This is a genomic window from Stenotrophomonas lacuserhaii (genome assembly GCF_039674585.1).
Classification (GTDB): domain Bacteria; phylum Pseudomonadota; class Gammaproteobacteria; order Xanthomonadales; family Xanthomonadaceae; genus Stenotrophomonas; species Stenotrophomonas pennii_A.
The window spans coordinates 49,823-64,688 of sequence record NZ_JBDJNU010000007.1; the positions used below are offsets into that span (position 1 = coordinate 49,823).

16 protein-coding genes are annotated in these 14,866 nt (G+C 67.2%); 8 read left to right on the forward strand and 8 right to left on the reverse strand.

Going from position 1 to position 14,866, the window contains the following annotated elements; all coding sequences use genetic code 11:
* The first annotated feature begins 18 nt into the window (after positions 1-18).
* The 3 genes from ABE522_RS04565 to ABE522_RS04575 are packed head-to-tail and all read left to right on the forward strand — an operon-like array spanning position 19 to position 2,308.
* A complete protein-coding gene (locus tag ABE522_RS04565; protein WP_406846308.1) occupies positions 19-351 on the forward strand; it encodes a DUF3649 domain-containing protein in 333 nt (110 codons plus the stop codon).
* The gene (locus tag ABE522_RS04570) at positions 348-1,982 is read left to right on the forward strand and encodes a PepSY-associated TM helix domain-containing protein (protein WP_346590703.1); all 1,635 of its coding nucleotides are present in this window, start codon (positions 348-350) and stop codon (positions 1,980-1,982) included. The genes ABE522_RS04565 and ABE522_RS04570 overlap by 4 nt, the downstream gene beginning before the upstream one ends.
* Positions 1,979-2,308, forward strand: a complete 330-nt coding sequence (locus ABE522_RS04575; RefSeq protein WP_346590704.1) for a DUF3325 domain-containing protein — start codon at positions 1,979-1,981, stop codon at positions 2,306-2,308. The genes ABE522_RS04570 and ABE522_RS04575 overlap by 4 nt, the downstream gene beginning before the upstream one ends.
* 190 nt (positions 2,309-2,498) lie before the next feature.
* Here the strand turns inward: ABE522_RS04575 and rlmKL are convergent, their stop codons facing one another.
* Positions 2,499-4,634 (reverse strand): bifunctional 23S rRNA (guanine(2069)-N(7))-methyltransferase RlmK/23S rRNA (guanine(2445)-N(2))-methyltransferase RlmL, encoded by a 2,136-nt coding sequence (gene rlmKL, locus ABE522_RS04580; RefSeq protein ID WP_346590705.1) that lies wholly within the window; start codon positions 4,632-4,634, stop codon positions 2,499-2,501.
* Between the two features lie 242 nt (positions 4,635-4,876).
* Positions 4,877-5,404, reverse strand: a complete 528-nt coding sequence (locus tag ABE522_RS04585; protein WP_346590706.1) for a hypothetical protein — start codon at positions 5,402-5,404, stop codon at positions 4,877-4,879.
* 72 nt (positions 5,405-5,476) lie between these two features.
* On the opposite strand from ABE522_RS04585, the gene ABE522_RS04590 reads away from it, so the two are divergent.
* Complete coding sequence (locus ABE522_RS04590) at positions 5,477-6,046, forward strand: N-acetylmuramoyl-L-alanine amidase (RefSeq protein ID WP_346590707.1); 570 nt, start codon at positions 5,477-5,479, stop codon at positions 6,044-6,046.
* A gap of 76 nt (positions 6,047-6,122) precedes the next feature.
* Here ABE522_RS04590 and ABE522_RS04595 read toward each other — a convergent pair whose 3' ends face one another.
* The 3 genes from ABE522_RS04595 to ABE522_RS04605 form a co-directional block, all read right to left on the reverse strand.
* Positions 6,123-7,034, reverse strand: a complete 912-nt coding sequence (locus ABE522_RS04595) for a sulfurtransferase (RefSeq protein ID WP_346590708.1) — start codon at positions 7,032-7,034, stop codon at positions 6,123-6,125.
* The gene (locus ABE522_RS04600) at positions 7,031-7,843 is read right to left on the reverse strand and encodes a CoA pyrophosphatase (protein WP_346590709.1); all 813 of its coding nucleotides are present in this window, start codon (positions 7,841-7,843) and stop codon (positions 7,031-7,033) included. The genes ABE522_RS04595 and ABE522_RS04600 overlap by 4 nt, the downstream gene beginning before the upstream one ends.
* A 99-nt stretch (positions 7,844-7,942) precedes the next feature.
* Positions 7,943-8,644, reverse strand: coding sequence for an FKBP-type peptidyl-prolyl cis-trans isomerase N-terminal domain-containing protein (locus ABE522_RS04605; protein ID WP_057507738.1), 702 nt, complete (start codon positions 8,642-8,644; stop codon positions 7,943-7,945).
* A gap of 204 nt (positions 8,645-8,848) precedes the next feature.
* Here ABE522_RS04605 and ABE522_RS04610 point away from each other — a divergent pair, with 204 nt between their 5' ends.
* The 4 genes from ABE522_RS04610 (at position 8,849) to ABE522_RS04625 (ending at position 12,051) form a co-directional block, all read left to right on the forward strand.
* Positions 8,849-9,607, forward strand: a complete 759-nt coding sequence (locus ABE522_RS04610) for an enoyl-CoA hydratase/isomerase family protein (RefSeq protein WP_346590751.1) — start codon at positions 8,849-8,851, stop codon at positions 9,605-9,607.
* Positions 9,608-9,610: 3 nt separating this feature from the next.
* Positions 9,611-9,967, forward strand: a complete 357-nt coding sequence (locus ABE522_RS04615) for a hypothetical protein (RefSeq protein ID WP_346590710.1) — start codon at positions 9,611-9,613, stop codon at positions 9,965-9,967.
* Positions 9,967-10,656, forward strand: coding sequence for an endonuclease III (gene nth / locus ABE522_RS04620; protein WP_346590711.1), 690 nt, complete (start codon positions 9,967-9,969; stop codon positions 10,654-10,656). The genes ABE522_RS04615 and nth overlap by 1 nt, the downstream gene beginning before the upstream one ends.
* Before the next feature lie 183 nt (positions 10,657-10,839).
* Entirely contained in the window at positions 10,840-12,051 is a 1,212-nt protein-coding gene (locus ABE522_RS04625; RefSeq protein ID WP_346590712.1) for an OprO/OprP family phosphate-selective porin, read from the forward strand.
* A gap of 79 nt (positions 12,052-12,130) precedes the next feature.
* Here ABE522_RS04625 and ABE522_RS04630 read toward each other — a convergent pair whose 3' ends face one another.
* From ABE522_RS04630 to ABE522_RS04640, 3 genes are read right to left on the reverse strand one after another with little or no spacing between them, the layout of a single operon-like run.
* Complete coding sequence (locus tag ABE522_RS04630; RefSeq protein WP_346590713.1) at positions 12,131-13,033, reverse strand: DMT family transporter; 903 nt, start codon at positions 13,031-13,033, stop codon at positions 12,131-12,133.
* Entirely contained in the window at positions 13,014-13,706 is a 693-nt protein-coding gene (locus ABE522_RS04635) for a 2OG-Fe(II) oxygenase (protein WP_346590714.1), read from the reverse strand. The genes ABE522_RS04630 and ABE522_RS04635 overlap by 20 nt, the downstream gene beginning before the upstream one ends.
* Positions 13,699-14,823 carry a HesA/MoeB/ThiF family protein gene (locus ABE522_RS04640; RefSeq protein WP_346590715.1) on the reverse strand — a complete coding sequence of 375 codons (1,125 nt, stop codon included), beginning with the start codon at positions 14,821-14,823 and terminating at the stop codon, positions 13,699-13,701. The genes ABE522_RS04635 and ABE522_RS04640 overlap by 8 nt, the downstream gene beginning before the upstream one ends.
* Between the last annotated feature and the right edge of the window lie 43 nt (positions 14,824-14,866).

Consider the following 14,866-nt stretch of genomic DNA (forward strand, 5'->3'; position numbering starts at 1 on the left):
CGCAACCGCAGGATCACCGTGGACCGCTCGCCTACTACTGCCAGCACGACCGCCAGCACCCGCCTGGCCACGTTCTTCGCCCGCCCCGGCTGGGGGGTGTTTTCGCGCAGCATGGCCGCCATCCTCGGTGGCTACGCGCTGGCCGCGGTGACCAGCGTGTTCTGCGCGCTGGCGTTGCCCGGCGCGCGCGGCCAGAGCGTGCTGACCGGCATGCTGCTGGCGATCGTGGTGTGTGCCTGCGCGGCGCTGTGGGCCTTTGCCACGCGCACGGCGTTGCGCGCGTGGATCGGCATTCTGCTGCCCACCGTGGTGATGGCTGCGGTTGCGCGGGCGCTGGGAGCGTGGGCATGAAGAACGGATTCCGCCAGTCGATGGCCTGGCTGCATACCTGGACCGGCCTGCTGGTGGGCTGGCTGCTGCTGCTGATCTTCATGGCCGGCACCGCCAGCTATTACCGCGAGGAAATCAGCCGCTGGATGCGCCCGGAGCTGCCGGCCACCACGGTCAGTACCGATGTCGCCGCCGAGCGCGCGGTGCACTACCTGCAGCAACATGCCGGCCACGCCGAGACCTGGTTTGTCACCCTGCCCGACCCGCGCAACCCGGCCATGCGGATGTTCTGGCGCAATCCGGAATCGATGGTCAAACCGCCGGTGGAAGGCGAGCGGCGCCGCCGCGGTGGCGGACGCTTCGGCGATGCCACGGTAGATCCGAACACCGGCGAAAAGCTGGAAGCCCGCGACACCCGGGGCGGCGAATTCTTCTACCGCCTGCACTTCGACCTGCACTACATCCCGGTGCTGTGGGCGCGTTACCTGGTGGGCTTCTGCGCGATGTTCATGCTGGTGGCGATCATCACCGGGGTGATCACCCACAAGAAGATCTTCAAGGACTTCTTCACCTTCCGCAAGGACAAGGGCCTGCGTTCCTGGCTGGATTTCCACAACGTCAGCGCGGTGATGGCGCTGCCGTACCACGCGATGATCACCTACACCGGCATCGTCACCCTGATGGTGATGTACCTGCCGTGGGGCATCAAGGCGGCCTACCCGACCGATGAAGATGCGTTCTTCAGCGAGGCGTTCGGCGGCATGCCCGAGGTCAGTGCACCGGCCGAAGGGCGCGTTGCACCGCTGCCGATCCAGCAGTTGCTGGACAGCGCGCGCACGCACTGGAAAGGCGTGGATGTGTCCGGCTTCACCGTCGCCCACCCGGGCGCGGCCAATGCGGTGATCGACATCCGCCAGCGCGATGGCCGCCGCCTGTCCGTCGATACGCCGGCGCTGCGCTACGACATGGTGACCGGCACGCTGCTGATGGAATCACCGGCCTCCGGCGCAGCCACCGCGACCCGCGGGGTGATGTACGGGCTGCACCTGGCCCGCTTCGCCGACTGGGGACTGCGTGCGTTGTTCTTCCTGTCCGGCCTGACCGGCTGCCTGATGGTTGCCAGCGGCGTGGTGCTGTGGGCAGTGAAGGAACGGCCCAAGCACGCCAGAAGTGGCCGGATCGGCTTCGGCCTGCGCTTGGTGGACGCGCTGAACATCGGCGCGGTGGCCGGCCTGCCGATCGCCTTCGCATCGTACTTCTGGGCCAACCGGCTGCTGCCGTTGCAGCTGCCCGATCGCGCCGATGCGGAGGTAAGCGTGTTCTTCTACGCCTGGGGGGCGGCGCTGCTGGCAGCGTTCATCTGGCCGAAGCGGATGATGTGGACCTGGCAGCTGTACCTCGGCGCCGCCCTGTTCGCGCTGTTGCCGCTGCTCAATGCGCTGACCACCCACGCCCATCTTGGCGTGACCATTCCGGCCGGCGACTGGGTGCTGGCCGGCTTCGACCTGGTGATGCTGGCCTTCGGCGCGATGCTGGCGATGTGCGGCTGGCGGATGCAGCGCTGGACGCCACCGTTGAGCGCGGCAGAGAAGAAAAAGCGCGCGGCCGCGGCAACCGGGGGCAGTGCGGTGCCGATGGAGGCGAAGGCATGATGCTGTTGGCCTTGGGCCTGTCCTTCAGCGCATTCACCGCACTGTCGCTGGCGATGGAAAAGCACCAGCTGGAGCTGCATGGCAAGCAGGCCGCGCCGCTGTCGCGGCGCCGGCAATGGTCGGTGCTGGGCTGGGCGCTGCTGGGTGTGGCATTCGGCCTGAGCGTGGTGGACCACGGCTGGGCGATGGGGCCGGTGCTGTGGCTGGGCACGATGACCATCGCCGGGCTGCTGCTGGCCTTCGGGCTGTATCCGTGGAAGCCGCGCTGGATCGCGCCGCTGGCGCTGGCGTTCTCGGTGCTGGGGCTGGTTGCCGCGTTGGTGTGAACCGCGTTTGGGGGGTGACGACCGTTGGTCGTCACGCTTCTACCGCTGCGCTCGCCGAGCCTGGCTCGGCGCGACCGGGGAACGGCGGGCGCGGGGGGAGCGCCGAGCCAAGCTCGGCGGGGTGCGCAAAGCAGGACGGCCAGCGGCCGTCACTACCGGGGTCGCGCGGGGCGCGACCCATCTGATGCGATCACAGCGCGCGCAGTTCCCACGCGCGATGGATGCGCGCGTTGCGTTCGAAATCCGGCCCGATGGTGCGTGGGCTGATCTCGCGGCACGTGGCGAACCCGGCGATCGCGTTTTCTTCCAGCTTGAAGCGGCGGAAGTTGTTGGAGAAGTACAGCACGCCGCCCGGTGCAAGCCGCGCCACGGCCGCACGCAACAGCCGCAGCTGCTCGCGCTGCACGTCGAAATCCTCGGCACGCGCGGAGTTGGAGAAGGTCGGCGGATCGCAGAAGATCACGTCGTACAGGCCTTCATCGGCCTCCAGCCAGGCCATCGCATCGGCCTGCACCAGCAGGTGCTGGTTGCCGCCCTGCCCGTTCAAGGCCAGGTTGTCATAGCACCACTGCAGGTAGGTCGCCGACAGGTCCACGCTGGTGGTGCTGGCCGCCCCCGCCACCGCCGCCTGCACACTGGCCACACCGGTGTAGCAGAACAGGTTGAGGAAATGCTTGCCTCGTATCTGTTCGGCCATCGTCCGGCGCAGCGGACGGTGGTCCAGGAACAGGCCGGTATCCAGGTAGTCGAACAGGTTCACCCGCAGCAGCGCGTTGTTCTCGCGCACGACGAGGAACTCATCGCGCCGCTCGAAGCGACCGTACTTGCTGCCGCCCTTGCCGCGCTCGCGCGACTTCAGCGCCACCTGCTCCGGCGGCACCTGGAACACCTCGCGCGCAGCCGACAGCAGTTCGTTGCGGCGGCGGCGCACGTCGTTCTCGGGGATGGTCGCCGGCGGGGCGTATTCCTGCACGTGCAGGAAGGTGCGGCCCTTGCCGCCGTCTTCCTGGTACACGTCGATGGCCGCCGCGTATTCGGGCAGGTCGGCATCGTAGGCACGGAAGCAGGTCACCTGCTCGCGCGCACGCCAGGTCTTGAACTTCTTCAGGTTCTTGCGGATGCGGTTGGCCACCATCTGCGCGCCTTCGCTCAATTCGCGTGGCACGGCCGGGTCGCGCTTGGGCACGGCAACCGGATCACACACGATCAGCGCGCACTCCAGTGCACCGTTGAACATCTGGTACTTCTTGCCGGCACGCAGGCCGGTGGCGAAGGACAGTTCGTCATCGCCACACAGCAGGCTGGCGCGCCACTGCGGTACCGCCTTCTGCAGCGCATCGCCGAGCCGGCGGTACAGCGCCGGATCGGCCGCCAGCCGTTCGTCATAGGGCGGGTTGCAGACCACCGTGCCGATCTCCAGCGGCGGCGCCGGCAGGTCATCGATATCGGCGCGGGTGAAGGTGATCGCATGCGCGACGCCGGCCACTTCGGCATTTTCGCGCGCCGCGGCAATCGCCAGCGGATCGATATCGCTGCCGAACACCACCGGCTTCAGCGCGGCCAGGCCGGCGGTCTCGCGCTCGCGCGCCTCGGCCAACAGGGCTTTCCAGCTGTCCTTGTCGAAGCCCAGCCAACGGCTCGGCGGCAGGCTGCCATGGCGCATCAGGCCGGGCGCCACGTCGGCAGCCATCAAGGCGCCTTCGATCAGCAGCGTGCCGCTGCCGCACATCGGGTCCAGCAGGCCACCCCCGGCAGCGTGCAGGCGCGGCCACTGGCCACGCAGCAGCACGGCGGCGGCCAGATTCTCGCGCAGCGGCGCATCATGGGCGGCGCCACGCCAGCCGCGGCGGTGCAGCGGGCCGCCACCGAGGTCGATGGAGATCGTGGCCCGGCCCTTGCGCAGCGACAGGTTGATGCGGATGTCGGGCAGATCGGTATTCACCGACGGGCGCTCCAGCCCCTCGCTGCGCATGCGGTCGACCACCGCGTCCTTGATCCGCTGCGCGGCAAACCGCGCATGGGTGATCTTGTCGCCGGACACGTGGGCATCCACGGCCAGGGTCATCTCCGGCTTCATGTGGTCCTGCCACGGCATCATGTGCACGCCGTCATACAGGGCCTGTTCGTCGGGGCAGTCGAACTCGGCCAGCGGCCACAGCACGCGGCTGGCCAGGCGCGACCACAGCACCACGCGCTGCGCCTGGGCCAGGTCGCCTTCGGCGTTGGCGCCGGCAATGGTGGCGGTCGCCTTGGCAAGGCCCAGGGCCGACAGCTCGTCGGCAAGCAGGTATTCCAGGCCCTTGGCGCAGGAGACGAAGAAATTCACGGGATCGGTTTCGCAGGTGGGGCGGCCGCTTGCGCGGCGCAGGATCGGGCAGGCCCTGGCAACGGGCCCGCGCCCATGCCGGCGGCACGGGGGCCCCATTGTAATCGCTGGTGGGCCGGCCCGCCCTGAAGGGTGTCAGGGGGCCGGAAAGAGCGTGACGACCAACGGTCGTCACCCACCGTGGGGAACGGTCGTCACCCACCTTCAGGCCTTGGTGGGTGGCGACCGTTGGTCGCCACGCTTTACAGGCGGCGCAGCAGCGCTTCGAAGGCGGCCGCGGATTCGGCCACGTGGTCGTTCAGGCGATGGCCGTCGTTGACCAGCAGCAGCGAAGCGGAGCGCTTGCGCGCCCACTCGATGACACCCGCCGCGGGGATCAGTTCGTCATGCCAGGCATGCACCACGCTGGTCGGAACGGCCGCCGCATCCAGGGCCGGCATGGGGCCCATGGTGGTCGGCGGCACCATCAGGAACAGGCCGGCCACCGGTACCTGCAGCGAGGCAATGGCGGAGATGTAGGCGCCCAGGCTGGAACCGGCCAGCACCACCGGGCCGCGTGCCACGGCGGCCGTGGCCAGCACGATCAGCCGCTGCAGCCGAGCCGGCACATCGCCGAGCCGGCTTACGTCCGCTTTGGCATCCAGGTCCATGAAGTCGGGCCGTTCGTGGGTCCAGCCAAGGCGCGCGGCCACGTCGGCAAGCGCGGTCACCTTGATGGCCTCCGGACCGCTTTCGAAGCCATGCGACAGGATGCAGTGGCCACGGCTCATGCGGGCACCGGCCGGTGGCGCGCAGGGATGATTTCGGGAATGCAGTTCATCGCGCAATGCTAGCATCGGCACATGCCGAAACCGCTGATTCCCGGGCTGCAGATCCAGCCGCTGCCGTACCACGACCTGCTGCCACTGCGTGCAACGCACGCCCTGCAGACGGTGGTGGTGCATTGCACCGAACTGCCCGACCTGGCCACGGCACGCCAGTACGGTGAGAAGCCGCTGTATGAAAGCGGGACCGGCAACAGCGGCCACTTCTACATCGACCGCGATGGCAGCGTGTACCAGTACGTGGCCACGGACCGCATCGCCCACCACGTGCGGGGCATGAACGAGACGTCGATCGGCATCGAGCTGGTCAACATCGGCCGCTATCCGGACTGGTTCGACAGCCGGTGCCAGTCTATGCAGGAAACCTACCCCGAGGCACAGATCGCTGCGCTGCTGGTCCTGGTGCGCGCGTTGGCAGCGCGCCACCCGTCGTTGCGCCACATCGTGGGCCACGACGAGCTGGACCTGGAGCGGGTCCCGGCCAGCGACGATCCCGCGATCACGGTGCCGCGCAAACGCGATCCGGGCCCGCTGTTTCCCTGGCAGCAGGTGCTGGCCGCCGTGCCGCTGCAGCACGCCGTGCCGTAGTGGCGAGCTTGCTCGCCACCGCGTAGCGAGCAAGGTCACCGCGTAGCGAGCAAGCTCGCTACTACGGGTCAGGGAGCTATGCGCCGCTCGCCACCGGCCGGCCCGGGTCGCTGATCCAGCCGCTCCACGAATCGGCATAAACGCGTGCGCCATGCAGGCCGGCAGATTCCATCGCCAGCAACAGATGGCAGGCGGTCACGCCCGATCCGCACATCAGCACCACCTGCGCAGGGTCGTGCGCGCCGATCACCTGCTGCAGTTCGGCGCGCAGCTCATCGGCCGGGCGCATCCTGCCGTCCACCACGTTCAACGCGAACGGACGGTTGACCGCGCCGGGTACGTGGCCCGCCACGGGATCCAGCGGCTCCACTTCACCGCGGAAACGTTCGTTGGCGCGCGCATCGACCAGCCAGCCGGGCGCATGTTTCAGCCGCATCGAAACCTCGTCCGCGGTGGCCACCTGGCGACCCTCCAGCTGGCCGGGATACGGTGGCAGGGCGGCAGGCCGGGCGAGCTCCGTGCTCACCGGCAGACCCGCCTGCTGCCATGCTGCGAAGCCGCCATCCAGCACGGCCACGCGGGTGTGCCCCATCAGACGCAGCAGCCACCACAAGCGTGCGGCGGCCATGCTGCCTTCGGCCGCGTCATAGACCACGACCTGCGTGTCCGGGCCGATGCCCCAGTGACCGACGGTGGCCGCGAAGGTCGCGCTGTCCGGCAGCGGATGCCGGCCGTGGCCGACCTTGCGCTTGTCCGACAGATCCTGATCCAGGTCGGCATACACCGCACCGGGAATATGCCCGGCGGCATACTGCGCTGCCCCGGCCTGCGCATCGGCCAGCGAAAAACGCGCATCGACCACGCGCACTGCGGTGCTGGCCGTGGCGCGCACGTCCACCACGCGCAGCGCATCGGCATCGGCATCGAGCATCGCGGCCAATGATGCGGCATCCACAAGGGGGTTCCAACGTGCTTCAAGATGGTTCATTGCACTTGCTCCAGGCGGCGGCGCAGGTTGTACAGGATGGCCGCGGTGGCGCCCCATATACGCTGGCCCGGCCAGCTGTATTCCAGGACATGGCGCACGCGTCCACGATGGATGATCTCGACGTGGTGCAGGTTGTCCGGTGACATCAGGAAATCCAGCGGCACCTCGAACACGTCGGCCACTTCATCAGGTGATGGAATGGGCTTGAAGCCGGGATCGACCACCGCCACCACCGGCGTCACGCGGTACCCGGTAATGGTCACGAACGGGTCCAGGTAACCGAGGGCCTGCACCTGGCCGGCCGCCAGCGCGATCTCTTCGTTGCTTTCGCGCAGTGCCGCGGCAACCGCATCGGCGTCGTCGGCTTCGGTGCGGCCACCGGGGAAACCCACCTGCCCCCCATGCTGGCGCAGCGCTTCGGTGCGACGGGTCAGGATCACCTGCGCGCCGGTGGCACGCGGCACGATACCGGCCAGCACCGCCGCTTCGACAAGCGGTCCGGGCGGCAGCAGATCCTCCAGCTCGCTGCGGTTCCAGCCATCCCCCAACGGCGGCACGTCCAGCGGGTGCAGCGCGCGCATCAGGCGTTGATGATCGGCCAGCGAGCCTTCCAATGAAGATCGGAGCTGTTCCCGCAGCGGCAGGCGGTGGTGCATGACGTGATGCCGTTCGCGCTCGCTCATCGACGACCACCGCGCGATTTCATCGATGCTGCGCAGGCAGCCGGTGCACGACCGATGCGGGTCGAGTTCGCATTTTCCAATGCAGGGACTGGGCACGGCACGTGCTGGTTTTTCCGTGGTTTGCACCGCCGTACATTACCGCGAATGGACCGCGGCCGGCACCCGGCGCAAACAAAAACGCGCCGGTGGAAGCCACCGGCGCGTCGGGTTGAACGGTGTTGCTGATTACTTGACGCTGACCAGCTTGATTTCGAACTGCACGGCCACGTTCGGCGGGAACGGGGTACGCGGGTCGGCACCATAGGCCTGTTCCGGCGGCAGGGTCACTTCCCACTTCGAACCGGCCGGCATCTGCAGCAGGGTCTCGCGCATGGCCTTCATTTCCACTTCGCTCAGCTTCATCGCAGGAATCTGCTGGGCGGGGCGTGCTTCAGCCGGACGGGTGCCGTACGGGAACGGACCGGCCACTTCCAGCTGCACGGTGCTGGCCTGGGTCGGCTTGGCGCCGTTGCCGGCTTCGATCACGCGATACTGCACGCCGCTGGCCAGGGTCTGCACGCCCGACTTGGCCTTGTTGGTGGCCAGGAACTGGGTGCTCTTGGTCTTGTTTTCGGCTGCAGCCTTGTCGTACTCGGCCTTGGCGGCCTGGGCACGGCCCTGCTCGCGCTTCTGGAACGCTTCAACGGCCGGCTTCAGCTGGTCGGCGGTAATGGCCGGCTGCTTCTTGGCGTAGGCGTCCTGCAGGCCCTTCACCACCGAGTTGATGTCCAGCTGCTCACCGCGACCGGTCAGCTCGGCAAGGTTGTTGCCGTAGTCATAACCGAAGTAATAGCTGAGCTTGCCCTTTTCGGACGCAACGTCCTGGGCGAAGGCATTGCCCGTCAGGGCCAGGGCCGCGACGGCGACCGCGATAGAACGCAACTTCATCAAACAATTCTCCAGGGGTGGTAACTCAGGGGGCGTTTTCGCCGCCCTGAGGCGACGGGTTAGGATAGCGGCCGCGAGGGGGGTTCCGCTACTGACAACGCAGGCTTTGACCTGATTACGTTTCAAGAGTTCAACATCACCGTTTTTTAACGTTCCTGGAGATTCCGCGTGGCCGACGCCCCGATTGCCGTCCCCGTCGCCGTAATGGACCACGGTGCCATCCGCACCGTGACGGTGCAGCGGCCGGAGAAACTCAACGCCCTGAACCGGGAAACCCTGCGTGCGCTGGCTGCGGCCTTCGAAGATGCCGCCCGGGAACCGGCCGTTCGCGTCGTGGTGCTGACCGGTGCCGGGCCGAAAGCCTTCGTCGCAGGGGCCGACATCGGTGAGATGAATACCCTTTCTGCCGTGGACGGGCGGGATTTTTCCCTGCTGGGACAGCGCCTTATGCGTCAGATCGAGCGCATGCCCAAGCCGGTCATCGCCCGGCTGAACGGGTTCGCGTTGGGTGGCGGGCTGGAACTGGCGATGGCCTGCCACCTGCGCATTGCCGCCGATTCCGCCAGGCTCGGCCAGCCGGAGATCACCCTGGGGCTGATTCCCGGGTTCGGCGGCAGCCAGCGCCTGCTGCGCCTGTGCGGCCGCGCCGCGACGCTGGAACTGTGCCTGCTGGGCACCCCCATCGACGCCGCGCGTGCGCTGCAGCTGGGCCTGGTCAACGAGGTGGCCAGCGCCGACCAGCTGGATGCACGGGTGGCCGCCCATGCCGAACGGCTGGCCAGCGCCGCACCGCTGGCCCTGCGGGCGCTGCTCGATGCGGTGCACGTGGGCGGAGAATGCAGCCTGGAATCCGGGCTGGAGTATGAAAGTGCGCAGTTCGGCCTGCTGTTTGCCACGCAGGACATGCGGGAAGGCACCCATGCCTTCCTCGAACGGCGGGCCGCTGTCTTCCGGAACCGCTGAGCCATGGCACGTTCGCCCGATCCCGCCGTGCTGTTGCAGCTGGTGCTGGCAGACGACCTGGATGCCGCCGTGCAGGCTGGCTTGATGGAATACGCAGCTGGTGATGCCGATGGCGGCCGCGTGCCCGGGCATCCGGATCTGCCGCAGCGGTTGCTGCAGGCCCAGCACCAGCTGCGCCGGGCCTGGGCGGCCCGCGAGCGCTACCGGGCACGCGCGGTACGCCTGGCGCGCCGCGATGCCGAGCGCGATGCGCGCCGTGCACCGCCGCCGGCACCCGACCAGAAGCCCGCCCTGCCCTCTGCCGCCGCAGCGATCCTGGCGCGCGCCAAGGCGCGGGCGGCCGTCCCCAAAGGAAACTGATGGCCAACGCCAGCAAGAACGCGCGCGCACCCGCGCGGCGTACCGCGAAGATGCCGCGCGCCGACGTGGTGGAAATGTTCACCCGCTTGCGCGAGCTCAATCCACATCCGAAGACCGAACTGGAATACAGCTCGCCGTTCGAGCTGCTGGTGGCCGTGGCGCTGTCCGCGCAGGCCACCGACGTGGGCGTCAACAAGGCCACGCGCAAGTTGTTTCCGGTGGCCAACACGCCGCAGGCGATCCTGGACCTGGGCGAGGAAGACCTGAAGCGCTACATCTCCACCATCGGCCTGTTCAACGCCAAGGCGAAGAACGTGGTCGCCGCCTGCCGCCTGCTGGTCGAGCAGCACGGCAGCGTGGTGCCGGAAGACCGCGCCGCGCTGGAAGCCCTGCCCGGCGTGGGCCGCAAGACCGCCAACGTGGTGCTCAACACCGCCTTCGGGCAGCCGACCATGGCGGTGGACACGCATATTTTCCGGGTGTCCAACCGTACCGGGCTGGCACCGGGCAAGGATGTGCGCGCTGTTGAGGACGGGCTGATGAAGGCGATTCCAGGGGAGTTCCTGCTCGATGCGCACCACTGGTTGATCCTGCACGGGCGCTATGTGTGCAAGGCGCGCAGACCTGACTGCCCGCAGTGCGTCATCCGCGATCTGTGCCGCTTCAAGGACAAGACGCCGGCCACCTGAGCCGGCCGCACGCGCTGCCATCGGGACGCAATCCTGCCGTCATATGGGTCGGGCCTGATAGGCACTTTCTGCATGGGCAGCGCTCCTCGCGGACGGCGGCCGTTCGCGAACTGTCATATTTACGCAATCTTCACGATCTAGCCTGCGCGCATCTTCCCACCTGCCTGCAAGGCTACTTTCTCCATGAAACTGCATCGCCAACTTCTCACTGCGGCCGTTGCGGCTGCGCTGTTCGTCCCGGCCGCCCACGCTGAAGTGGCCATCGATGTGATCGGCGGTTCGGAGATCACCTTCGAAGGCCTGGTCCAGGCCGATGGCAACTGGTTCGACAACGATGTAGCCGACCTCAACGGCGGCGATGCAGCCAACGGCAAGGACAGCGAGTTCGAGCTGCGCCGCGCCGAACTGGTGCTCAAGGGCAAGGGCCCGGGCAACGTGGAATGGGTGGTCGGCTATGACGCCAAGGCCGACAAGTTCCTCGACACCAACATCAAGTACAAGCTGGGCGGCAACAGCAACCACTTCATCCAGCTGGGCCAGTACAAGCAGCCCAACAGCCTGGAAGAACTGTCCAGCACCAAGAACAACGACTTCATCTCCAAGGCCGCGGTCACCAACACCTACGCGGTGGCCCGTCGCCTCGGCGGCGCCTGGGGCTACGGCCAGGACAACTGGTCGGTGACCGCCAGCGCCTTCGGCCGCGAACTGACCCGCAACCTGGCCCACGGCAGCGGCTATGGCGCGCGCGGTACCTTCGCCCCGATCAACGAAAAGGGCCAGGTGCTGCATTTCGGCCTGAGCTACGTGGCCTATGACACCGATGCGGACACCCTGCGCGTGCGGGCCCGTCCGAATGCCGACCTGGCCACTGTGCGCCTGGTCGACAGCGGCAACATGGTCGACACCGACAACGTCACCACGCTGGGCGTGGAAGCGATGTACATCGGCGGTCCGTTCAAGGCGCAGGGTGAGTACTACAGCAGCAAGGCCAAGCGCATGGCCAACGACAACTACACCAGCGATGGTTTCTATGTCAGCGGCCTGTGGAACATCACCGGCGAGACCTGGGGCTACAAGGGCGGCGTGCCGGGCACCGGCCTGCCGGACAACCCGGGCAGCGGCATGTGGCAGCTTGGCGCCCGCTACGACCACATGGACCTCAACGACGGCAACCTGAGCGCCAACCCGGTCGCCGGTCGTCCGCCGATCGTGGACGGCGTGCTCGGCGGCAAGATGGATATCTGGACCGTGGGCGTGAACTACTACTGGCGCTCCAACACCAAGTTCGCCCTGAACTACGTGATGGTGGACAGCCAGAAGTACAGCTCCAGCGTGCGCGGCTTCGTCAACGATGATCCGAACATCCTGGAAGCGCGCCTGCAGTTCTTCTGGTAAGCCCCGCAGTTGCAACACGCTGATGATGGAGGGCACGGCATTGCGCCGTGCCCTTCTGCGTTGTTGCGGAACACTGTCCTTACAGGGCGCGCGGGACCTGCTGGCGACGCCGGGACAGGGAATGCAGCGCGATCCCCACGCTGACCAGCCCAATGCCGATCCGCTGCCACGTCGCCAGCGTTTCGGCGAAGAACAGCACTGCCACCGCACTGCCCAGCACAGGCACCAGCAAGGTGAACCATGATGCGCGGACTGCACCGAGCAGGTTGATTGCGTAGTACCACAGACCGAACACCACGCTGCCATTGAGCAGGCCCGCCCAGCCGATCCCCAGCAGGTCCGCCGCGCCGGGCTGCGCAAGTGCGCCCGGCTGCAGCAGTACCCAGCCCGCCATCGGCAGGGAGGTCAGCAGTGCCAACAGCATCTGCAGGGTCACCATCGACCGCGCTGGCAGGCGCTGGGTCGGCTGGCCTGCCAACCACGTACCGAATGCCCACGCCAGCGCGTTGGCCACCACCAGCAGCCCGCCGGCGCCCAGTGGCGTTGCACTCGCTCCTGCGAAGAGCAGCACGCCGGCCAACGCGGCTGCAGGCGCTGCGGCACCCAACAGCGTCCAGCGGCGGGAGTGCGCAGCGTCGATCAGGCTGGTGAACGCCGGCATGGTGTAGATCAAGGCAAGCACCGTGGACGCGGGAAACCAGGACAGCGCCACGATGTTCATTGTCGCCACAAGGCTGCCGTTCACCGTCACCGCAACGAGGATCTGCCAGCGTGACCGCCGGTCAAGCCGCCGTAGTTCCGCAAGGCTGGCGGCCAGGCCGCCCAGCAGCGGCAACAGGCCGAGCGAGCCGCTGTAGAAGCGGAACATCCAGGGCCCAAGATGCTCGATGGCCTGCCGCGCGAAGGAAAAGCTCGCAGCCCATATCACTACCACGGCAAGCGCAGCAGCGGCGCCGCGCAGGTCAGTCCGGGGAATTGCCATCGACGAACGCTGCGTCGTAACGGACCACCAGAGCCAAGCGCTTGCACGGCCCGTGGGCACCAACGGTGGAAACGAAATGTGGAATGAGGCGCTTGCTGGTGTCAAACACCAGCAACTGGAATCTGACCGGCAACAGGCACGAGCGCACCCGGCTGCGGTCCTCGCTCAACAGCATCGTCAGACCGCCGTGGTTGGGGTCCCATTCGCGGGTCAGGTTGATCACTACACCGAAGCTCTGGCCAGGATCGCAATGCGTGGACAGGAAGTCTCCCTCATCGAAGCGGCTTACGTAGAATTGCCGGATCGCCAACGGTACGCGGCCGGTGACTGTGTGCAGGAGCGATCGCAGGGCGGGCCCATCCATCAGGCGCCGCGCGCCGGCAAGTGCGGGAACATGAAGATTCTGCGACGCGCCATCGATGCGCCGGAATGAGAATGCGAACGTTCCGGCAGTGCGATCACGCATTGCCTTGCGCTGCTGTACCCGCGCAAGGCTACGTTGCCTGGCAGGAAACTCGAACTCGCCGTCACGGTTCCTGATGATGTAGCTCCACGCCTGCTCCGGAAGGTGCTCCAGCCCGCCGCTGATGCCGTCCAGCTCCGGCAGCCAAGGCAGCACGTTGAAATGCACATGGCCGTGATCGCGGAAGGTGTGCGCAAGCGCGTCAGGCATGCTCAAAGACCACCTCCTGGTGACTTTGATAGGTCTGCAACGAGAAGTGCAGCCGCTTGCCCACCAGGATGCAGGCGTCGTAGCCGTTGAGCAGCTTGATCACCTGGTCAGCGACCAGCCCGCCCATGATGCTCAGCGAGGGCGCGCTCTGCCAGGCGTTGACCAGGCGCCCGCCGTCGTTGAAGGCATTGCGCATGCGCGCACGCTGGAACGCACGGATCTGCGGACTACTGCCGTAGAACGACCGCTGCGCCGCTTCACGCAACTGTTCGAATCCCGGATGCGACCCATCGTTGAGGTAGACAGGTCCCACCGATATCTGCAGCGGGTCGCCACCCAGCTCGATCACGGGTATGGCCAGCGTCCCGGCGAGCCGGTGCAGGCGACGCTCCACGCTGCGCATGCGGTAGTAGCCCAGGCTGGCCCAGGCCAGCACCACCAGGTCGACCCCCTCGAGCAGCGCGCGCAGGTGCTCCTCGCCGGTACTGGCGAATTCGGCCACCGCTTCCACGTTCAGATGGGGGTTGTGCCGGCGCAGCGACGCGGCCGCAGCCACGGCCTTGCTGGCGCCCACATCGTCTGCGTCGTAGAGAACCTGTCTGTTGAGGTTTGAAAGCTCCACGCAGTCGCCGTCCACGATGCGCAGGGTGCCGATTCCCAACCGCGCCAGGTTGAGGCAGCACCACGTGCCCCAGCCGCCCAGGCCCAGCACCAGCACACGCTTCTGCTTCAGCCGCTCCTGGTAGCAGGTGCCATGCGGCTGCCGCGCCTGGTCGAGCAGTGCGAACTGCAGTATCTGCCGGTCGTAGCACTCCATCTCCGCTGCGCTGAGCACCACGGACGCGTAAGCGCCCTCTTCCAGCAGCCGGTGGCTCCCGAGCTGCTCGATCAACGCCTGAACATCGTGGGGGACGAAGGTGATCTGGCGCGCAGCCAGTTCCTTCTGGATGCGTGGAACGGTGTGCTGGCCATCCAGCAGCGACAGCACCACCGTGGCCCACTCCGGTGGTGCGGTGAGTATTTTCGCCGTACCGGGAATCTCTCCGATGCACACGTCACCTTGTTCGGAAACGAGTACATGGTGCGAGCGCTTGAGCAGGGGTTTGATCGGAACCATCGGATCCTCCACATGAAGAAGGGGAACAGGACATGCCCTGCCC